This is a genomic window from Streptomyces sp. NPDC006733 (genome assembly GCF_040636125.1).
Taxonomy (GTDB): domain Bacteria; phylum Actinomycetota; class Actinomycetes; order Streptomycetales; family Streptomycetaceae; genus Actinacidiphila.
Genome location: NZ_JBEYJD010000001.1, coordinates 167,250 through 187,235 on the forward strand (window position 1 = coordinate 167,250; position 19,986 = coordinate 187,235).

Here is a 19,986-nt window from a genome sequence, read left to right on the forward strand (position 1 = left end):
GCCATGGCACTGATCGCGATCGCCGCGGACAAGGGATCACCCGGCGTGACGACGACGGCCGTCGCCCTCGCCGCCGTCTGGCCCCGTCGCGCGCTGCTCGTCGAGGCGGACCCGTCCGGCGGTGACCTCGTCTACCGCAGCCAGGCCGCGCACGGCGGCGTGCTCGACCCGAACACCGGCATGCTCTCGCTGGCCGCGACGGCCCGCCGGGGGCTGGCCGCGGAACAGCTGTGGGACCACGCGCAGCCGCTGGCCGGCGGCCTCGACGTCGTCGTCGGGCTCGGCGGGTCCGAGCAGGCGGCCGGGCTCGTCGGCCTGTGGCCGACGCTGGGCCGGGCGTTCGCCACGCTCGCCGAGTCGCCGAACGGCTCGGCCGACGTGCTCGCCGACTGCGGCCGGATCGGCGCCGACTCGCCCTCGCTGGAGCTCTTCTCGCACGCCGCGCTCGTCCTGCTGGTCTCCCGCACCGAGCCCGAGCAGCTCGCCCGCGTGCGGGACCGTGCCGCGGCGCTCTCCGCCAAGCTGCACGGTTCGCAGCGCGGCGGGGCCGCGCTCGGGTTCCCGCCGATCGGCGTGCTGCTGGTGGCCGAACCCGGACAGAGCGCCCGTATCGTCAGCCAGGTCAACGACATGCTCGTCGCCTCGCAGATCGCCGCCCGCGTCGTCGGCACGCTCGCGCACGACCCGGCGGGCGCCGAGCAGCTGGCCGGCCGCCGCCGCGGCCGTCTCGACAAGTCGCTCCTGATCCGTTCGGCCCGGCAGATCACCGCCGACGTGCCGCACCGGTACGGGGTCATTCGATGACCGCGATGGACCACCAGCTCGTCAAGCGGTTCCGGCAGGACGCCGGCGACCGCATATCCGAGCAGCGCCGCCTCGACCAGGTGTCGGGCGTCCCCGCGATGTCCCCCGAGGACGAGCGGCAGTTCGCCCGCGCCGTCATCGCGCAGATCCTGGAGGACTACGCCCGCGCCGAGATCAACCTCGGCCGCACCCCGCCCAACGCGGAGGCGGAGGAGGCGTACGCGGCGGCCGTGCACGCCGCGCTGTTCGGCGTCGGGCGGCTGCAGCCGCTGCTCGACGACCCCGAGGTCGAGAACATCGACATCAACGGCTGCGACCAGGTCTTCGTCGGGTACTCGGACGGCCGCGAGCTGCGCGCCGACCCGGTGGCCGAGTCCGACGAGGAGCTCATCGAGCTCATCCAGGTGCTCGGCGCGTACTCCGGCCTGTCGTCGCGCCCCTTCGACTCGGCCAACCCGCAGCTCGACCTGCGGCTCCCGGACGGCTCGCGTCTGTCCGCCGTCATGGACGTCACGCGCCGCCCCGCGCTCTCCATCCGTCGCGCCCGGCTCGGCAAGGTCTTCCTCTCCGACCTGGTCGGCAACAACACGCTCACCCCGGAGCTGCACTCGTTCCTGAGCGCCGCCGTGCTCGCCCGCAAGAACATCATGATCGCGGGCGCCACCAACGCCGGGAAGACGACGCTGCTGCGCGCGCTCGCCAACGTCATCGGGCCGACCGAGCGCCTGATCACCGTCGAGCGGGCGTTGGAACTCGGCCTCGACCAGTTCCCCGAGCTGCACCCGAACGTCGTGGCGTTCGAGGAGCGGCTGCCCAACTCCGAGGGCCAGGGCATGATCTCCATGGCCGAGCTGGTGCGGCGGTCGCTGCGTATGAACCCGTCCCGCGTCATCGTCGGTGAGGTGCTCGGCGACGAGATCGTCACCATGCTCAACGCGATGTCGCAGGGCAACGACGGCTCGCTCTCCACGATCCACGCCAACAGCTCCGCCGAGGTCTTCAACCGCATCTCGACGTACGCCCTCCAGGCGAAGGAGCGGCTGCCCGTCGAGGCGTCCCAGATGCTCGTCGCGGGTGCCATCGACTTCGTCGTCTTCGTGCAGCGCCGCAACGACTTCGAACGCGGCGGCACCCTGCGCCGTGTCGTCACGTCCATCCGGGAGGTCAACGGCATCGACGGCCGTGTCCTGTCCAGCGAGGTCTTCGCGGAAGGTCAGGACGGGCGGGCCTACCCGCACGCGCCCCTGTCCTGCCTGGACGAACTCCTCGCCAACGGCTACCAGCCCTCGGGGGTGTGGCGATGATGACCGGTGTGTTCTCCCTGCCCGTGCTGTACGGACTGCTGGCCGGCGCGGCCGTCGGCGGCGGCATCGCGCTGTTCGTCATCGCGCTGCGCGGCTGGGCGCCCAAGCCGGGCGCCTCGAAGGACAGCGGCAAGCGCGCCGCCGAAGTGGCCCGCTTCCTCTCCACCCGCGGCTCGCTGGCCATCGGCGGCGGACTCGTCGTCCTGGCGCTGACCCGCTGGATGGTGATGGGCGCCGCCACCGGCATCCTCGTCTTCACCTGGGACCGGCTCTTCGGCGGCGCCGCGGAGGAGCGCTCGGCCATGAAGCGCGTCGAGGCGCTCGCCGCCTGGACCGAGTCGCTGCGCGACACCATCGCCGGGGCCGTCGGCCTGGAGCAGGCCATCCCGGCCTCCGCCCGGGCCGCCGCACCCGCGCTGCGCGCCCACCTGGAGGCGCTCGTCGACCGGCTGCGGTCGCGTACGCCGCTGCCGGAGGCGCTGCAGCACCTCGCCGACGAGATCGACGACGCCTCCGCCGACATCATCATCGCGGCCCTCATCCTCAACTCCCGGCTCCGCGGCCCCGGCCTGCGCGAGGTCCTGGGCGCCCTCGCCAAATCCGCCCGCGAGGAGGTCGACATGCGCCAGCGCGTCATGGCGCAGCGCGCGAGCACCCGGCGCAGCGTGCAGATCGTCATCGTCGTGTCGGTGACCTTCGTCCTGGGCCTGGCGATCTTCAACCGGAGCTTCGTCGAGCCGTACGGGACGGCCGTCGGCCAGCTGGTGCTGGGCGTCGTGTGCGCGCTGTTCGCCGCCGGGTTCTGGTGGCTGCGCAACCTGTCGAAGATCGAGACGCCGGAACGGTTCCTGACGAACGCACCCGAGCGGCACGAGATGGGAGCCCGGTGAACAGCATCTTCCTGACCGTGACCGTCGGCGCCATCGCCGGCCTCGGCATCTTCGCCCTCGTCCGGGCGCTGATCCCGAACCGCCGGGGCGCCGTCGCGACCGTCGCGCAGATCGACGCGCTGCGCGCGGCCGGCCCGTCGAACGGCCCCGCGCCCCGCGCCACCGACCTCAAGGGGCGGATCGGCCAGCGCGTCTCCGCCTTCTACCTGCAGCAGGGCTGGGAACAGCGCTCGCTGCGGGCGGACCTCGCCGTGCTCGACCGCAGCTGGGACAACTTCCTCGCCACGAAGGTGATGCTGTCCGCGGTCGGCGTCTTCTTCGGCCCCTTCCTGTTCGCGATCGCCTGGCAGCTCGGCGTCGGCAGCAACCCGGTCATCCCGCTCTGGATGGCGCTGCTCTTCGGCGGGCTCTTCTTCTTCCTGCCGGACGTGGAAGTCCGGCGCGACGCCGTCGACAAGCGCCGCGACCTGCGGCGCGTCATCGGCGCCTACCTGGACCTCGTCTCCATGAACCTCGCCGGGGGCCGCGGCCTGCCGGAGGCGCTCATGGCCGCCGCCGAGATCGGCGACGGCTGGGCGCTGCTGCGCATCCGCAACGCCCTCGCGGACGCGCGGATCACCGGTACGAGCCAGTGGATCGCCCTGGGGCGGCTCGGCGACGAGCTGGGGGTCGAGGAGCTGAAGGACCTGTCGGTGACCCTGGGACTGGTCGCCGACGACGGGGCGAAGGTGCGTGAGTCGCTCGCCTCGCGCGCGGAGACCATGCGGCACCGGGAGCTTGCCGAGATCGAGGGCGGGGCAGGCGAGAAGTCGCAGTCGATGCTCGTGGCACAGCTGTTGCTCTGTGCGGGCTTCCTGGTGTTCCTGATCTTCCCCGCCGCAATGCGCGTTTTCAAAGTCTGATCCACGTAGTCACCGAGTCGAGAGGACTTGAACCATGAACCGTTTGCCCGTCAGTCACCCCGCGATCGCCTTCCTCGTCACGTTCGTCCAGGGGCGCGTGCAGCGTGCCCGAGCCGAGGAGACCTCGCGCGGCGCCTCCGCCGTGGAGTGGGTCATCATCTCGGCGGTGGTGGTGACGATCGTCGGCGTGGTCGCCGCACTGATCAACAACGCGCTCAAGGGCAAGGCCACCGACGTCGGCAACTGCATCTCCGGGACCACGGACACCGGTACCTGCAAGTAGGCCCGACCGCGAACAGTGACATGACAACGGGGAACAGGTCGATGAGCACCCGATCAGGGTCTTTCGTACGCCGCAGGCTGGACGCCGCCCGCGGCGACAGCGGTGTGGGCAGCAGCCCCGCCGGGGACAGCGGCATGACCGCGATCGAGTTCGTCTTCCTGACCCCCGTGCTCTTCTTCATGATCTTCGCGACCGTCCAGTTCGGGCTCTTCTACTTCGCCGACCACGTCGCGCAGGCCGCCGCCCAGGCGGGCGCCCGCAAGGCGCGGGCCGAGGCGGACGCCAACCCCGGCGGCTGGCAGGCGAAGGCGAGGTCGACGGCGCTGAGCTACATCGCGCAGCTCGGGCCGAACCTGCTGGAAGGGCCGACGGTGACGTCGTCCGGACCCGCCAACAACACCGTGGGGGTGCGGGTGACGGCGACCGTGCCGACGGTCTTCCCGGGGATGACGTTCACGGTGAACGAGCAGTCGCAGGGTCCGATCGAACGCTTCGTACCGGACATCGGGGGCTGAGGCCGGTATGCGTAGTCGGTTGCTGAACAGGCAGGACTGGTGGGACCTCCGAGGCAGAGCCCTCCGGAACAGGGTCCTCCGAACCGATGGTCCCGATCGGCCCGATCGACCCGGTGACCAGGGGATCTCCACCATCGAGGTGGTGATCCTCGCGCCGGTCATGATCCTGTTCATCCTCGTCCTGGTCGCCTTCGGGCAGCTGGTCGACGGCCGCGGCGCCGTGGACGGCGCCGCCCGCGACGCCGCCCGAGCCGGCTCGCTGCAGCGCAACGGCGGGACGGCGATGAGCCAGGCCCAGGCCGCGGCCGAGGCGGACCTCAAGGACACCTGCATCGGCCACCCCACGGTCACCAAGACCAGCGCGGGCTTCGAGGCGGGCAAGACCTTCGCCGTCGAGGTGAGCTGCAAGATCCGCGGGTTCGGGATCCTGGGGCTCGACATCACCAACACGATCACCGCCAGGAGCGCCTCGCCGCTCGACCCGTACCGGAGGGCGGCACCGTGACCCGGCTGAAGGCGCGGTGGAACGCCGCGCGCGACGATCGCGGTTCCGGCACCGCGGCCGTGCTCATGTTCGCCCTGGTGTTCATGACGCTCGCCGCCTTCGTCGTGGACGGCGGCCTGTCGATCCACAAGCGCGAGCGGGCGGCGGACATCGCCGAGCAGGCGGCCCGCTACGCGGCCCAGGACATCGACGTGGAGGCGCTGCGGAACGCGCCAGCCGGAACCGCGCCGCGCATCAACACCGCGAACTGCGACGCCCGGGTCCGGGACTTCGCGCGGCAGTCCGGGCTCAGCATCGCCGACGCCGCCGCCTCCGGCTGCGACATGGCCAGGACAACCGACCAGCATGTAGAGGTGCGGATCCAGCTCACCTACAGTCCCACCCTGACCGGTTTCTTCTACAGCAAGGACTTCACGGTCCGCGGAACGGCGGCGGCCGAGGTCGCCACCGGCTGACGCGTCCCGCACCAGCCACACGCACACGCACACTCGCAGGCACACGCAGCACGCACCACGCACCACGCACACGCACCGGCCCCAGCCAGCACACGCCCCACGTCCCCGTCCACCGCACCACCGATGGCAGAAGGCAGAGGAACGAGCCCATGGCACGCACGACCGCCAGCCGGCGACCGGCCCAACCGGCGCAACCGGGCCGGCCGCAGCCGCCCCGGCGCCGCCGCACGTTCGGGGACGTCGTCCGGGCGCTCACGGCTTTCCTCGCGCTCGCCGTCCTGGTGGCGGGGGTGCCGCTCGCGCTGCTGAACCTCGTCGGCTCGCCGTTCCCCGACAACTTCTCGATGGACGTGCTGCGGGAGCCGATCACGACGGACACGTTCATCAACGTGCTGGCGGTCGTGGTCTGGCTGGCGTGGGCGCAGTTCGCCGCGTGCGTGATCGTGGAGACGAAGGCCGCGATCAGCGGGATCGGCATGCCCTCGCGGGTGCCCGCGTCCGGGCCTAGCCAGCTGCTGGCGCGCCAGTTGATCGCGGCGCTGCTGCTGATCGGCGCGGGCGCCGCCAGCCTCACGCCGGGGCTCGCGCAGCTCGGGAACCTGAACGACCAGCCGCATCGCGGCGGCCCGGCCGTGACCGCTCAGCAGACGCCGGGGCAGGTGCAGCAGCACCAGCAGAGCGCCGCCGGTGCGCAGCAGCAGGGGGGCGGTGGCGCTGCCCCCACGACGGTGACGCCGGATGCGGCCGCCGCCGCGAAGGCCGCCGAGGCGGCGACGAAGTTCTACCGGATCCAGCCGCCCGAGGGCCGGCACCACGACTCGCTGTGGGAGATAGCGGAACGCCACCTCGGCGACGGCCGCCGCTACAACGAGATCTACCAGCTGAACAAGGACCGGGCGCAGCCCGACGGTTCGAAGCTCTCCAAGGCGAGCCTGATCCGGCCCGGCTGGATCATGGAGATGCCCGCCGACGCGCGCGGCGGCGACCTCGTGGAGATGCCCGTCGCGGCGCCGAAGCCCGCCCCCGACGTGCAGCACTACGCGGAGCGCGGCGGGGCCAAGGACACGAAGGCCGAGGGCGCGCACGCGGCGCAGACGGCACCGGCCCGGACGCCCGCCCAGACGCCCGCGCAGACCCCGGCCCAGACGCCCGCCCAGACTCCGGCCCAAGCCCCCGCACAGGCTCCCGCCCAGACCCCGGCCCAGACCCCGGCCCAGACGCCCGCCCACGCCGAGCCGGCGCCGGCCGTGGCCGCGCCGTCCGCGTCCCACGGCTTCGGGCACGGCTTCGGCCTGCCCGAGGCGCTCATCGGCGCCCCGCTGCTGGCGGCGGGCCTGCTGGCCGCGCTGGGCAGGCGCCGCCGCACCGCGCTGTGGCAGTCGGTCACCGCGGGCCGGGTGCGCACGCCGCGCACCCCCACCGGCCCCGAGGCCGACGCGTCCGACGCGCTGCGGATCGGCGCGGACGCCGACACCGTCGCCTTCCTCGACCGCGCGCTGCGCGCCCTGTCCGCGCGGCTCGCGTCGGACGGCGGCAAGCTGCCCACGGTCTACGCGGCGTGGCTCACCGACGAGGCGCTGCACCTGCAGCTGGCCTGGCCCGAGGGCCAGCCGCCCGCGCCCTGGCAGCTCGGCCAGGACCAGACGTTCTGGCGGCTGGACCGGGCGGACCTGCCCGCCGACGCGGACGTCGCCGCCAGCGCCCCCTACCCGGGCCTCGCGGCCCTCGGCACCCTCGACGGCGCCCGGCTGCTGCTCAACCTCGAAGCGGTGCCCGGCATCGTGTCGCTGACCGGCGCCCGCGCCGACCGCGAGGCGGTGCTCGCCTCCGTCGCCGCCGAACTGGCCACCAACGGCTGGTCGGACCGGATGACGGTGACGCTCGTGGGCTTCGCCGAGGACCTCACCGCCCTCGCGCCGGCCAGGATCCGGCACCTCGCGGACGTCCCGGAGGTCATCGAGACGATGGCCGCCGAGACCGCGCAGCGCTCCGGCGCCCTGCGGACCGCCGGCCAGGACAACGTCCTGACCGGCAGGACCGGCAACGCCCAGCACACCCAGCGCTCCCCGCACCTGGTCCTGATCGCCACCGAGCCCACCGAGGAGGAGGCCGACCGGCTCGCCGAACTCGCGGCCGACTCCGGCCGGCTGGGCATCGGCTACCTCGTCGCGTCGGCCCGCGACGACCTGCCGGGCGCCGCCTGGGCGCTCGAGGTCACCCCGGCGGGCCGGCTGCTCGCCCCGCTGCTCGGCCTGGACCTGGAGGCGCAGCTGCTCCCGGCCGCGCAGTACCAGGCGATCCTCGGGCTGTTCGCGGCGGCCGACCCGGACGGCGAACCGTCCGCCTCCGTACCGCCGTTCATGGTCGACCTCACCGACCAGGGACGACCCGGGGTGTACGCGCGCCTCCTCGGCCCGTTCGAGCTCATCGGCCTGCAGACCCCGGAGGCCGGGCGCAGCCTGCTGCTGCACGAGGCGCTGGCGCTGCTCCTGCTGCACCGCGAGGGCGTCCACCCGCGCGTCCTGGCGTCCGCGCTCTGGCCGCGCGGCGTCACGGACGACGTGCGCGACGCGCTCATCGACCGGCTGCGGGACTGGCTGGGCACCGACCCCGACGGCTCGTCGCGGATGTCGTTCGACGACACCGGCCGCCTGGTGCTGTCCAGCACGGTCGTCTCCGACTGGGACGTCCTGCAGACGCTGCACCACGCGGCCTTGGAGGGCCCCGGCGCCGACGACCCGCAGACGCGCCGCCGCCTGCTGGCCGACGCCCTCGCCCTGGCCCGCGGCTCCCTCCTGGAGGACCGCACCCCGGGCCGCTACGGGTGGCTCGCCCACGAGATCGTGGACGCCCAGCACCCCGTCCTCGTCGCCGAGGTGGCCCTCGCGCTGGCCGGCCTGCACCTCGACGCGGGCAAGCCGAAGGCGGCCGTGGCGGCCGTGCAGACCGCCCTGGCGGTCACCGGTTCCGACGAGCGCCTCTGGCTGGCCCTCCTGCACGCCACGCACGCCACCGGCGACCCCGCCCGCCTCGAAGCGGCCGCGGAGTCCCTCCTGGCCCGCAACCACTCCCTGAACGGCGCCGCCCGGGGCCTGCCGCCCCGCGTGGAGGCCCTGCTGGACGAACTCCTCCCCACCTGGCGCGGCAGCATCGCCAACTAGGCGGATCCTGACCACCGCCCCCGGCTCAGCCCTTCGACACCGCCGCCAGGATCTCCGGGAGGCGGCCCAGGAGGCGGGGGGCCGTGAAGCGGAGGGAAGCCGCCGCGACGGCGACGGCGTAGGCGGCGCCCAGGGGGAGCAGCAGCCAGAGGTAGGCGTGGTGGCCGGCCAGGTGGAGGTAGATCGTCAGGCCCGCCAGCGGGAGGCAGCAGGCGGCGCCCGTGAGGCCGCCGCCGAAGAGGCTGATGGCGGCGAGGCCGCCCTGACCGGGGGCCGAGCTGCCGAACGGGTTGTCCTGGGGGAGGGCGTACGGGAAGCGGACGCTGGCGAAGGCGCCGGCGGCGATGAGGGCGCCCAGCAGGGCGAACGACAGGCCCAGCGTCTCCGGGATCGCGTCCGGGCGGCCGAGGAGCAGGGCCGCGCCGATGGTGACGACCGTGACGTACGGGACGGCCACGGTCGACAGGGCGAGCGCGCGGGCGCGCAGTTCCGCGTGGGCGTCGGCGCGGGTGGAGATGGTGGACGCGACGGTCCAGAAGGCGGAGCCGTCGACGCCGAACTGGTTGTACATCTGCATGCCGAGCAGCCCCGCCGCCCAGCACGCCGAGTAGACGCTGCCGTGCTGGACGGCGGCCACGATCGGCAGCAGCAGGCCGACGGCCAGCGCCGTCGCCCAGGCCGCCTTGGAGCGCGGGTCGCGCCAGGCGTAGCGGAACTGGCGCTCCATGACGGTGCCGGTGCGGCCGCCCGGCAGCAGCCCGGCCAGCCGGCCGCCGCCGGTGCCGGCCTCCTTCTCCGCGGCCTGGAGGGTGGAGGCGTCGGGCGTGACCATCAGCCGGTACAGGCTGTGGTGCCACCAGCGCAGTACCAGCGCCAGCACGGCCGCGACATAGAGGAGTTCGGCGGCGGCGAGCCCGTAGGAGCCCTCGGCCGCCGCCCGGACCGCGTCGATCGCGGGGGCCGGCGGCAGCCAGCGGAGCACGGAGGCGAGCGACTTGACGCGCTCCAGGCCGTCGTTCGAGGCCAGCGAGCTGGCGCCGAGGTTGACGAGCTGCGCGCCGACCGCCACGAACAGGCCGCTGAGCAGCGCGAGGTCGCGCCCCTTGCGGCTGGTGAGCAGGCGCGTGTTGGCGGCGGCGACGGCGCGCGACAGTGCCACGCACAGCAGCAGCACGAGGGTGACGGCGAGCACCGCGACCGCGATGGAGACCGCGTTGCCCGCCAGCGCCGAGACCGCGCCCGCCGTCACGACGACCGTGAAGACCGGCCCCACGCCCAGCAGCGAGGAGATCAGCAGCGCGGTGATCAGCGGCCGCGGGCGCAGCGGCAGCATGGCGAGGCGGGTGGGGTCGAGGGTGTCGTCGCCGCCGAAGAGGAACAGCGGCATGACGGCCCAGCCGATGAGGAGGACGACGGCGAGCCCGACGGCCGCCGCCGGACCGTACTCGCTGCCGCGCAGCGCGATCATCCCGGCGCCCATGGCCAGCGCGTACAGCAGCGCGAAGACGACGCCCACGATCCAGCCGACGGTGCGGCCGGTGGACTGCCGCAGCCCGTTGCGGATGATGGCGAGCTTGAGGCGGATGAAGACCGGGGTGATGGAGGGGTCGTCGGGCGTGGCGGTGGGCGGGGCAGTGGACCGGGCGGGGTCGCCGGCGGGCGCGCTCATCGTGCGCCCCCCAGCCAGTCGAGATCCTGGCCGCCGCGTTCGGTGGCGCCGACGAGCGACAGGAACGCGTCCTGGAGGGAGGCCGCCCCGCCCCGGACCTCGGCGAGCGGGCCCTGCGCGACGATGCGGCCGGCGGCCATGACCGCGACCCAGTCGCAGAGGCTCTCCACGAGCTCCATGACGTGCGAGGAGAAGACCACGGTGGCGCCCGAGCGCGTGTAGCGCTCCAGGACACCCCGGATGACCTGCGCGGAGACCGGGTCGACGCCTTCGAACGGCTCGTCGAGGAAGAGCACTTCGGGGTTGTGGAGCAGGGCCGCGGCCAGCCCGATCTTCTTGCGCATGCCGGTCGAGTAGTCGACGACCAGTTTGTTCTGTGCGGCGGAGAGGTCGAGGACGTCGAGCAGCTGCGCGGCGCGCTTGTCCACCTCCGCGCCGGGCAGGCCGCGCAACCGGCCGGTGTACGCCAGCAGTTCCCGGCCCGACAGGCGTTCGAAGAGCCGCAGCCCCTCCGGGAGCACGCCGATCCGGGACTTCACGGCGACGGGGTCGGCCCAGACGTCATGGCCGGTGATCAGGACGGTGCCGTCGTCGGGGCGGAGCAGGCCGGTGACCATCGACAGCGTGGTGGTCTTGCCGGCGCCGTTCGGGCCGACCAGTCCGATGAACCGCCCGGCCGGGAGTTCGAGGTCGATGCCCGCGACGGCCACCTGCTCGCCGAAGCTCTTCCACAGGCTGTGGACGCTCACGGCGTACTCCTGGCCAGGAGCGCCCGGTGCTTCCGGCTCGAATGTCTTCGGCACGTTGCGCCGTCCTTCCCCGTGGAGACCGCTGATCCACGGGGAAGCCTAAAGCAGGCCGTTCGGCCCGTTAGCGGGCCCGGCTCGCCGCCGCCTCGCGGCCGCACGCGTACGCCAGCGGGCTCAGCAGCTCCTCCACGTCCGGGAGCCAGCGGTTGAGGGCGGTGGGCTGGCGCGCCCACTGCACGGAGCCGCCGGTGCCGGTGCGGGTGGGCGGGGAGGCGATGAAGTCGCCCTCGCCGCGGACCACGAGGTCCAGGGAGGCGGGCGGCCAGCCCAGCTTGCGCAGCAGGTCGGGCACCTTGACCGAGGCGCCGGGCAGCACCAGGAAGACCAGCCGCCGGTTGGGGGTGCAGAGCACCGGGCCGAGCGGCAGCTCCATGCGCTCCATGCGGGCGAGGGCGAGGCAGCCGGCCACCTCGGGGACGTCGATCGCGTCGAAGGTGCGTCCGGTCGGCAGCAGGATGGACGCCCGCGGCTGCTTCGACCACATCCGGCGCACCGCGACGGCGCTGCCGCTGGCCTGCGTCGGCCAGTCGGGGCGGGTCGGGTGCGCGCCGGGTGCCGGGCAGGCGGGGGAGGCGCACGAGCAGCGCGTCCCGCCGCCGTCGTCCTCCAGCCAGGAGCCGGGCAGCACGTCCCAGTGCCGCTCCTCCGCGTATCGGACCGCTGTGTCGAGCAGTTGGTCGGTGAGCTGCTGCGGGGGGGCTCCGATGGTGTCTTCCACGCGCTGCACAACTACGCCGGTCACCAAGGGTTACGGGGTGGGGCCGAGGCTCATCGCGGGCGCACGGGTGTAAGGCGGGGGGCGCGTGCGGGGACGGGGGTCCGGATGCGGGTAGTCCCTGGTGGGCGCGGTGACGTACGCCCGGGAATAAAAGCCGTGAAAACGGCGAATCCACGTCACGTGCTCTGGGCATTGATCTTCTGCAGAAGATCACCGGAGCTACCCCAGGGGGGCGGAACGCCGGGCGCGAGCCCGTGGTCCCGCGATGAAGGAGGGGCACGACATGGCCGCACGACCACTGGTGGCGCGGCAGCCGAACGAACGGCTGCAGGCGCTCATCCAGGAAGCCGGCTGCTCCAACGCCGGCCTGGCCCGCCGGGTCAACATGTGCGGGGCCGAACACGGCCTCGACCTGCGGTACGACAAGACGTCCGTCGCCCGCTGGCTGCGCGGTCAGCAGCCGCGCGGCCGGGCGCCGGCCATCATCTCGGAGGCGCTGGGCCGCAAGCTGGGCCGCGCCGTCTCCATCGACGAGATCGGCATGGCCAACGGCAAGAACCTCGCCACCGGCATCGGGCTGCACTTCGCGCCCACCGTCGTCGCGGCGGTCGAGCAGGTCTGCGAGCTGTGGCGCAGCGACGTCGGGCGCCGGGACTTCCTCACCGGGTCGACGGTGGCCGCCTCGGCCCTCGTCGAGCCCAGCCGCGACTGGCTGATCACCCGCCCCGACGCCGCGGTCGCCCGCTCGGGCGGCTCCCGGGTCGGCCGGGCGGACGTCGAGGCGGTGCGGGCGATGACGAAGGCGCTGGTGGACCTGGACCACCGCTTCGGCAGCGGCCACGTGCGCCCCGTCGTCGTGCACTACCTCAACAGCGTCGTGTCGGGCCTGCTGGCGGGCTCCTACCGGGAGGCGACCGGGCGTCAGCTCTTCGCCGTGGTGGCCCGGTTGACGGAGCTGGCGGGGTACATGGCCGTCGACACCGGCCAGCCGGGGCTCGCCCAGCGCTACTACATCCAGGCGCTGCGGCTCGCGCAGGCCGCGGGCGACCGCGCCTACGGCGGCTACGTGCTGGCCGCCGGGATGAGCCACCTCGCCGAGACGCTCGGCAACCCGCGGGAGATCGCCCAGCTCGCACGGGCCGCCCAGGAGGGCGCGCGCGGGCAGGTCACGCCCACCGCGCAGGCGATGTTCTACGCCGCGGAGGCCCGCGGGCACGCGCTGCTCGGCGACGCCCGGACGTTCGCCTCCGTGGCAGGCCAGGCCGTCGACGCGCTGGAGCGGTCCGACGCGGACGACGACCCGGACTGGATCGCCCACTTCGACCAGGCCTACCTGGCCGACGAGTTGGCGCACGGCCACCGCGACCTCGGGCAGGCGGCCCCGGCCGCCCGGCGCGCCGAGGAGTCCCTCGCCGGCCACCCCGTGACGCGGGTGCGCCGCCGCGCGATCGGCCTGCTCCTCCTCGCGGAGGCGCAGGTGCAGCAGCGCGAGGTCGAACAGGCCTGCGCCACGGGGGCGGAGGCGGTCACGCTGCTGACCGGGCTGCGCTCGCACCGAGGTGCCGAGTACCTCGACGGCTTCCGCCACCGCCTCGAACCGTACGGAGCGGAGCCCGCGGTAAGGGAGTTCGGCGCCCGGCTGCAGGAGCAGGAGGCCGCGGCCTAGCGCCCGGCGGACCCGGCGGACCTGGGGACTTGCTCTCCCGGCTCTCCCCGCGCCGGTCGTCGGGTCCGAGCGTTCGCGGTGCCGGCGGAATCACCGTCCGCCGGAATCGTTACCGGAACGACATCGCCGCGCGGGGTGGCCCAAGAGACGGCCCAAACCTCGCCATTCGGCTCTTCCCCGTCGTCAACCCGGGCATGTCCGGCGTTCCCCCGATCGGGTGCGTGGTGGGTTCTCAGGCTGACCCGGTAGCGTGAGCCGTCGAGTCCGATGACGGGTCCGACGAGGGGTAGAGGCGGGAGTGCCGGCGATGCACAGCGGACACGGCGACGAGACGCCGGACGATCAGTACCGGCAGAACCCGGGAGCGCCCGAGCCCCGCAGGGGCGTGGTGCTGCCGCCGGAGCAGCCGCCGCAGCACTACGGCGACCACGTACGGCCGGCGGGCGGGCAGCCCTGGAACCAGGCGCCGGGCGCCGCGCAGCCGCTGCCGCCCGAGGCCGGCACCGGGGCCGCCGACGCGACGATGATGTTCCCGCCGTACCCGCAGGACACCCCGCCGGCGCCCGCGATGCCGCCGGCGCCGCCCACCATGCCCCCGCCGGCGCCCGCGGCGGCCGCACCGGTGCCGGAGGCGGACGCCACCCAGTTCCTGCCGCCGTACCCGCGCGCGTCGCCGCCCGCGGAGCCGGCCACCCCTGACCCGTTCGGGCCCGGCCCGTACCCGCAGGAGCCCTTCCGGGCCGAGCCCTACGCCCCGGAGCCCTACACGCCGGGGTCCTACACCCCCGACCAGTTCCCGCCCGAGCAGTTCGGGGCAGGAACCGGGCCGGGCGGGTACCCGGAGGAGAGCGACGCGGAGGCCACCCGGCACCTGTCGCTCTCGATCTTCGACGAACCGTCCACCGACCAGCCCCGGACAGCGCCCCCGTACGGACAGCCGTACGAGGAGCCGCAGACCACCCCTCCGGGCGACTACGACCACCTGTACCGGCAGGAGGGCCCCCGGCAGCAGCCGAGGCCGGAGCCGGCCCGCCAGCCGTACCGGGCGCAGACCGCGCCGCAGGCGCCCGCTCCCGGCGGGCCCGGCGGCCCCGGCTACCCGGACTCCTACGACGGCGGGAACGGCGGCGGTGGCGGGTCGCGCCGACGGCTCTCGCGGGGCGCGGTGATCGGCATCGTCGTCGGCGGCTGCGCCCTGGCCGGACTGGCCGCGGGCGCCGCGCTCAGCATGGGCGGCGACGGCGACAGCAAGGACTCGGCCGCGACGACCAAGCCGCCGGCCTCGACCGGCGCGTCCGCCCAGCCGGGTGGCGGAGCCGACGACGCGGTGACGCAGCAGGCGAAGGCGCTGGACGCGCTGCTCAAGGACAGCGGCAGCAGCCGCTCCTCCGTGGTCAGCGCGGTCGAGTCGATCAAGTCCTGCAAGAACCTGCCCCAGGCGGCGAACGACCTGCGGGCGGCGGCCGGCCAGCGCGCCACGCTCGTCACCCGTCTCGCGGGCCTGCAGGTGGACAAGCTGCCGCAGCACGAGGGACTGACCGAGGCGCTGAACAAGGCGTGGGCGGCGTCGGCGGCCGCCGACAACGCGTACGCGTCCTGGGCGGACCAGGCGGCGAGCGACAACAAGACCTGCAAGGGCGGCAAGGCGAAGGGGACCCCGCAGAAGTCGGTGGGCGACCACGAGAGCGGCACCGCGACGACCGAGAAGAAGCGCGCCGTCCGCATCTGGAACGGGATCGCGAAGCAGCACGGCCTGACCGAGCGCGAGTACTCGCAGCTCTGAGCAGTGAGCGTGGTGAACGGCCCCTGAGGGCGCCCGTGGACGCGGGCGCCCTCAGGGGCCGGTCCTACTGCCCGTCGTGGTTCACCGGGCGGCCGAGCGTCGGCGCCATGTCGACGAAGCCGGTGCGGGCGGCGACCAGCTGGCCGTCGTGGACGACCTGGTAGACCACCTTCGCGTTCACCATCCGGGGGTGGCCCGGCACCGGCAGCATGTTCTCGTTGCGCCAGCCGAGGTCCGGGGTGAGGCCGCCGGTCGAGACGCCGGTCGCCTTGTCCAGCGCGCGCTTGAGCGTCATCGCGGTGATCTGCTCGTCGCCCATCGCCCGGACGACCTCGGTGAAGACCGAGTACGCGATCCAGGTGGTCTGGACGCCGGGGTCGGCGACGTCGATCCGGTTGTCGCCGAAGGCGTAGTGCCTCACCACGGCCTTCATCGGGTTCCACTTGGGGTCCGAGGTCGGCGGGTACCAGCCGGTGGCGATCGCGTTCTCCAGCGGGCTGGACTTCCCGCCCGTGCTGTCGATCAGCGACTGCTGGACGCTGCCGATCACGGAGGCGAGCCGCACCTTCGACACCTCGCTGCCGAGCCGCCGGAACGAGTCGACGAACGTGTCCGTGCGGTCACCGAGCACGGCCGCGACGCACGAGCCGGTCGGGGCGCCGCCGATCGCCCGCTGGGCCACGCCGGTGTACTCGGTGGAGTCGTCGGCCGTCGGCAGGTCGCCGGCGGCGGGCCGGCCGCCCGCCTTGAGGCCGGCGTCGAGGAACAGCGGGAACTGGTCGCCGACGATGGTGTCCGGCCGGACCAGGCTGACCTTCGAGCACGTACCGGCGAGCTGCTTCCCGTTGCCCGTCAGCAGCGCCGGCAGCCCGCCGTTGACGGGGTACGACATCGGGCTCTGGAACTCCTCCTGGGTGAGCCCGTACCCCCCGAGGTACGGGATCCCGGCCGACTCCAGGGCGGAGGTGAAGCTGGCGGCGTGCTCGCTGTACGAGCCGAGGACGGCGACCGCGCCCTTGTCCTGGGCCCGCTGCGCGCACTTCGCCGCCTCGACCGAATCGTTGTGGTCGTTGCAGGTGATGACCTTCAGCTCGCGGCCGTTCAGCCCGCCCGTGGCATTGATGTGCGCCGCGAACGCCTGCGCCATGGCAGGCATTCCGGGCATGTTGGTTGATTTCGTACCGTCCGGCGCCCACGTCATGACGACTACGGGGCCCGGGGAGCCCCCCGCGCTCCCCGGAAGCACACCGCAGCCGCTGATCAGCGCCGCGCACGTCGTCGATACAGCCAACAGGACAGCCATGCGCGAACGCCGCTCAGTCATGACAATGGACGTTTCCGTTCCGCGCCCAACGCGTGGGTGACCGCCGGAGAACGCAGCGTCACGTTCAGGTGAATTACAGGTGCGGATTCGCGGGAACGTACGATCGGTCACCGTGCAGACTTCGGAGAAGACTTCCCGCCGCGGTGCCCGCTCCTCCACGATGGGGGGCATGCCGCTCAATGACATGCCTTGGTGGCGCTGGCGCAGCAATGTGCGCTCGGCGCTGCACATGATCAGCGACCCGGTGTTCCAGCAGGAGTGCTGGCTCGCCGGGGTGCCCGGTTTCGGCGACGTCACCGACGCCGTCTACCGCCTCGTCGAGGACACCTGGCTCGACAACTGGTCCGCAGAGAAGTACGTCGGGACGATCTTCCGCGACTCGCAGGAGGCCGCCCTCGTCGACGTGGCGGTGCTGCGCGTGCTGAAGATCCTGCACCAGGTGGGCGCCGACGCGCCCGTCAGCACGTACCTGGAGCACCACGCGTGGCCGGAGGCGGTCCGCGCCGCCCGCGAGGCGCACGTGAAGCTCGCGACGGCCGACGGGGACGACGTGGACGCCCCGCCGCGCTCCCTGGACGTCCTGGCGATCTACACGCGCACCGCCTGACCACGCCCGCAGCCGCGGCCCGGCCGCGTACCGTCTGGCGGACGGCGGCGCCGCCGGGGCCGCCGGATATGCGAGGGTGGCGGGGTGAACGAGCCGCAATATGTGCTGACGCTGTCCTGTCCCGACAAGCCGGGCATCGTGCATGCCGTGTCGAGCTACCTGCTCATGACCGGCTGCAACATCGTGGACAGCCAGCAGTTCGGGGACCAGGACACCGGGCTGTTCTTCATGCGGGTGCACTTCACGGCGGAGCCGCCGGTGGACCTGGAGAAGCTGCGCGCGAGTTTCGCGGCGATCGGCGGCGCCTTCCAGATGGACTGGCAGCTGCACGCCGCGGACCAGAAGATGCGGGTCGTCCTTATGGTCAGCAAGTTCGGGCACTGCCTGAACGACCTGCTGTTCCGCACCCGGATCGGCGCGCTGCCCGTCGAGGTCGCGGCCGTGGTCTCCAACCACCGGGACTTCGAGGAGCTCGCCGGCTCGTACGGCATCCCGTTCCACCACCTTCCGGTCACCGCCGACACCAAGGGCGAGGCGGAGGCGCGGCTGCTGGAGCTGATCGAGGCCGAGCGCGTGGACCTGGTGGTGCTGGCCCGCTACATGCAGGTCATCTCCGACGACCTGTGCAGGCGGCTGCCCGGCCGGATCATCAACATCCACCACTCGTTCCTGCCGAGCTTCAAGGGCGCCAAGCCCTACCACCAGGCGCACGCGCGCGGGGTGAAGCTGATCGGCGCGACCGCGCACTACGTGACGGCCGCGCTGGACGAGGGCCCGATCATCGAGCAGGAGGTCGAGCGGGTGGGGCACGAGGTCACCCCCGAGCAGCTCGTGGCGATCGGGCGCGACGTCGAGTGCCAGGCGCTGGCGCGCGCCGTGAAGTGGCACAGCGAGCACCGCGTCCTGATCAACGGGCACCGCACGGTCGTCTTCGCCTGACGCGCGGTGCCGCGCTCCCCACCGGTCCGGTGGGGAGCGGCTCCGGTCAGGCGCCGGCGCCCAGCTCCTTGTAGCGGGCCTGGCAGACGTCGAAGTCCGGCAGCCGGCCGCCGTCGCGCATCTCGGCGAAGCTCGGGGCGGCCGCGTCGCGGGCGGACAGCTGCGGTGCGGCGGTCTGCCAGTCGATGCCCAGCTCCGGGTCGAGCGGGTGCACGCCGTGCTCCTTGTCGGGACGGAAGACGTCCGAGACGAGGTAGGAGAGCGTGGCGTCGTCGCTGAGGGCGGCGAAGCCGTGGCCCATGCCCTCGGCGATGTAGAGCGCCTTGCGGTCCACGTCGTCCAGCCGGACGCCCTCCCACTGCCCGAAGGTCGGCGAGCCGACCCGCAGGTCGACCACGACGTCGAGCACCGCGCCGCGCACGCACGTCACGTACTTGGACTGGCCCATCGGGACGTCGGCGAAGTGGATGCCGCGCACGACGTCCTTCGACGACACCGACATGTTGGCCTGCGCGAGCCGCATCGGGTGGCCGACCTCGGCCTCCAGCCGGTCGAAGCGGTACCACTCCAGGAAGAGGCCGCGCGGGTCGCCGTGCTGCTGGGGGGTGATCTCCCAGGCGCCGTGGAAGGAGAGCGGTCGGATGTTCATCGCGGGAGGTCCTCTTCCAGGGCGAGCGTGTTGACCAGGTAGTCGCCGTAGCCGCTCTTCAGCAGCGGCTCGGCCAGCTTGCGCAGCTGCTCGTCGTCGATGAACCCCATCCGCCAGGCGGTCTCCTCGACGCAGCCGAGCTTGAGCCCCTGCCGCTCCTCGATGACCCGGACGTACTCCGAGGCCTGGACGAGGGAGTCGAAGGTGCCGGTGTCCAGCCAGGCGGTGCCGCGGTCCAGCACCGAGACGCGGAGCTTGCCCTGCCGCAGGTAGGTCGCGTTGACCTCGGTGATCTCCAGCTCGCCGCGCGCGCTGGGCTTGAGGCCGTTGGTGATGTCGACGACCTGGCTGTCGTAGAAGTAGAGGCCCGGGACGGCGAAGCGCGACTTCGGGCGCTCCGGCTTCTCCTCGATCGACAGCGCGTTGCCGTGCTCGTCGAACTCGACGACGCCGTACGCGGTCGGGTCCTTCACTTGGTAGGCGAAGATCACACCGCCGTCGGGGGAGCTGTGGTCCTGCAATTGCCGCCCGAGGCCCGCGCCGTGGAAGATGTTGTCACCGAGAATGAGCGCCACTGGCTCGCCGCCGATGAAGTCCGCACCGATCTGGAATGCCTGGGCGATTCCGCCGGGATTCGGCTGGGTGCGGTATTCGATATTGATGCCGAATTGCGAGCCGTCGCCCAGCAGTCGGCGGAACTGCTCCTGGTCCTGCTCGGTGGTGATGAGCAGTATGTCGCGAATTCCCGCCATCATGAGCGTCGACAGCGGGTAATAGACCATCGGCTTGTCGTAGACCGGCATCAGCTGTTTCGAGACCGCTTTGGTGATCGGCCACAGCCGGGACCCGGTCCCGCCGGCGAGGAGGATACCACGCATGTTGTTTCTACTTTCTCCGCTGGCAGGCGGCCGATGACCGCTCGGCATCGCCCCCGCACTCGGGGAACGGCTAGAGTTACGGCGAAGCAAACCATCTTACGCCGCCCCCCAGTAGGGGCCTGACT

At 73.0% G+C, this 19,986-nt stretch carries 19 protein-coding genes; 13 read left to right on the forward strand and 6 right to left on the reverse strand.

Annotated elements, in window-relative coordinates; all coding sequences use genetic code 11:
• Positions 1–3: 3 nt before the first annotated feature.
• The 9 genes from ABZ721_RS00745 (at position 4) to ABZ721_RS00785 (ending at position 8,819) form a co-directional block, all read left to right on the forward strand.
• On the forward strand, positions 4–804 hold the full coding sequence (locus ABZ721_RS00745; protein ID WP_358786353.1) for a hypothetical protein: 801 nt from the start codon (positions 4–6) through the stop codon (positions 802–804).
• On the forward strand, positions 801–2,108 hold the full coding sequence (locus ABZ721_RS00750) for an ATPase, T2SS/T4P/T4SS family (protein ID WP_358786354.1): 1,308 nt from the start codon (positions 801–803) through the stop codon (positions 2,106–2,108). Before ABZ721_RS00745 ends, ABZ721_RS00750 begins: the two co-directional genes overlap by 4 nt.
• Positions 2,108–2,998: a type II secretion system F family protein gene (locus ABZ721_RS00755; RefSeq protein ID WP_358786631.1), complete on the forward strand. Its 891-nt coding sequence runs from the start codon at positions 2,108–2,110 to the stop codon at positions 2,996–2,998. The genes ABZ721_RS00750 and ABZ721_RS00755 overlap by 1 nt, the downstream gene beginning before the upstream one ends.
• On the forward strand, positions 2,995–3,900 hold the full coding sequence (locus ABZ721_RS00760) for a type II secretion system F family protein (protein WP_358786355.1): 906 nt from the start codon (positions 2,995–2,997) through the stop codon (positions 3,898–3,900). Before ABZ721_RS00755 ends, ABZ721_RS00760 begins: the two co-directional genes overlap by 4 nt.
• A 34-nt stretch (positions 3,901–3,934) precedes the next feature.
• Complete coding sequence (locus tag ABZ721_RS00765; protein ID WP_358786356.1) at positions 3,935–4,183, forward strand: hypothetical protein; 249 nt, start codon at positions 3,935–3,937, stop codon at positions 4,181–4,183.
• Positions 4,184–4,224: 41 nt separating this feature from the next.
• On the forward strand, positions 4,225–4,698 hold the full coding sequence (locus ABZ721_RS00770) for a TadE family protein (RefSeq protein ID WP_358786357.1): 474 nt from the start codon (positions 4,225–4,227) through the stop codon (positions 4,696–4,698).
• A 124-nt stretch (positions 4,699–4,822) separates the two neighbouring features.
• Complete coding sequence (locus ABZ721_RS00775; protein ID WP_358786632.1) at positions 4,823–5,203, forward strand: TadE/TadG family type IV pilus assembly protein; 381 nt, start codon at positions 4,823–4,825, stop codon at positions 5,201–5,203.
• The gene (locus ABZ721_RS00780; RefSeq protein WP_358786358.1) at positions 5,200–5,658 is read left to right on the forward strand and encodes a pilus assembly protein TadG-related protein; all 459 of its coding nucleotides are present in this window, start codon (positions 5,200–5,202) and stop codon (positions 5,656–5,658) included. The genes ABZ721_RS00775 and ABZ721_RS00780 overlap by 4 nt, the downstream gene beginning before the upstream one ends.
• 149 nt (positions 5,659–5,807) lie before the next feature.
• Positions 5,808–8,819 carry a BTAD domain-containing putative transcriptional regulator gene (locus tag ABZ721_RS00785; protein WP_358786359.1) on the forward strand — a complete coding sequence of 1,004 codons (3,012 nt, stop codon included), beginning with the start codon at positions 5,808–5,810 and terminating at the stop codon, positions 8,817–8,819.
• A 25-nt stretch (positions 8,820–8,844) separates the two neighbouring features.
• Here the strand turns inward: ABZ721_RS00785 and ABZ721_RS00790 are convergent, their stop codons facing one another.
• The 3 genes from ABZ721_RS00790 to ABZ721_RS00800 form a co-directional block, all read right to left on the reverse strand.
• Positions 8,845–10,488 carry a transporter gene (locus tag ABZ721_RS00790; RefSeq protein WP_358786360.1) on the reverse strand — a complete coding sequence of 548 codons (1,644 nt, stop codon included), beginning with the start codon at positions 10,486–10,488 and terminating at the stop codon, positions 8,845–8,847.
• Positions 10,485–11,237, reverse strand: a complete 753-nt coding sequence (locus ABZ721_RS00795) for an ABC transporter ATP-binding protein (protein ID WP_358786361.1) — start codon at positions 11,235–11,237, stop codon at positions 10,485–10,487. The genes ABZ721_RS00790 and ABZ721_RS00795 overlap by 4 nt, the downstream gene beginning before the upstream one ends.
• Positions 11,238–11,358: 121 nt before the next feature.
• Positions 11,359–12,015: a bifunctional DNA primase/polymerase gene (locus ABZ721_RS00800; protein WP_358786362.1), complete on the reverse strand. Its 657-nt coding sequence runs from the start codon at positions 12,013–12,015 to the stop codon at positions 11,359–11,361.
• Between the two features lie 283 nt (positions 12,016–12,298).
• Here ABZ721_RS00800 and ABZ721_RS00805 point away from each other — a divergent pair, with 283 nt between their 5' ends.
• On the forward strand, positions 12,299–13,681 hold the full coding sequence (locus ABZ721_RS00805) for a transcriptional regulator (RefSeq protein ID WP_358786363.1): 1,383 nt from the start codon (positions 12,299–12,301) through the stop codon (positions 13,679–13,681).
• 307 nt (positions 13,682–13,988) lie between these two features.
• Positions 13,989–15,464 carry a hypothetical protein gene (locus ABZ721_RS00810; protein ID WP_358786364.1) on the forward strand — a complete coding sequence of 492 codons (1,476 nt, stop codon included), beginning with the start codon at positions 13,989–13,991 and terminating at the stop codon, positions 15,462–15,464.
• A gap of 64 nt (positions 15,465–15,528) precedes the next feature.
• Here ABZ721_RS00810 and ABZ721_RS00815 read toward each other — a convergent pair whose 3' ends face one another.
• Positions 15,529–16,788 carry an ABC transporter substrate-binding protein gene (locus tag ABZ721_RS00815; protein WP_358786365.1) on the reverse strand — a complete coding sequence of 420 codons (1,260 nt, stop codon included), beginning with the start codon at positions 16,786–16,788 and terminating at the stop codon, positions 15,529–15,531.
• Between the two features lie 160 nt (positions 16,789–16,948).
• Between ABZ721_RS00815 and ABZ721_RS00820 the strand changes: the two genes are divergently transcribed.
• A complete protein-coding gene (locus ABZ721_RS00820; protein WP_187145299.1) occupies positions 16,949–17,395 on the forward strand; it encodes a hypothetical protein in 447 nt (148 codons plus the stop codon).
• 84 nt (positions 17,396–17,479) lie between these two features.
• Positions 17,480–18,334 (forward strand): formyltetrahydrofolate deformylase, encoded by an 855-nt coding sequence (gene purU, locus ABZ721_RS00825; protein ID WP_358786366.1) that lies wholly within the window; start codon positions 17,480–17,482, stop codon positions 18,332–18,334.
• A 46-nt stretch (positions 18,335–18,380) separates the two neighbouring features.
• On the opposite strand, the gene rfbC is transcribed toward purU, so the two are convergent.
• Positions 18,381–18,983, reverse strand: coding sequence for a dTDP-4-dehydrorhamnose 3,5-epimerase (rfbC, locus tag ABZ721_RS00830; RefSeq protein WP_358786367.1), 603 nt, complete (start codon positions 18,981–18,983; stop codon positions 18,381–18,383).
• A complete protein-coding gene (gene rfbA / locus ABZ721_RS00835; RefSeq protein WP_358786368.1) occupies positions 18,980–19,861 on the reverse strand; it encodes a glucose-1-phosphate thymidylyltransferase RfbA in 882 nt (293 codons plus the stop codon). The genes rfbC and rfbA overlap by 4 nt, the downstream gene beginning before the upstream one ends.
• Positions 19,862–19,986 lie beyond the last annotated feature (125 nt).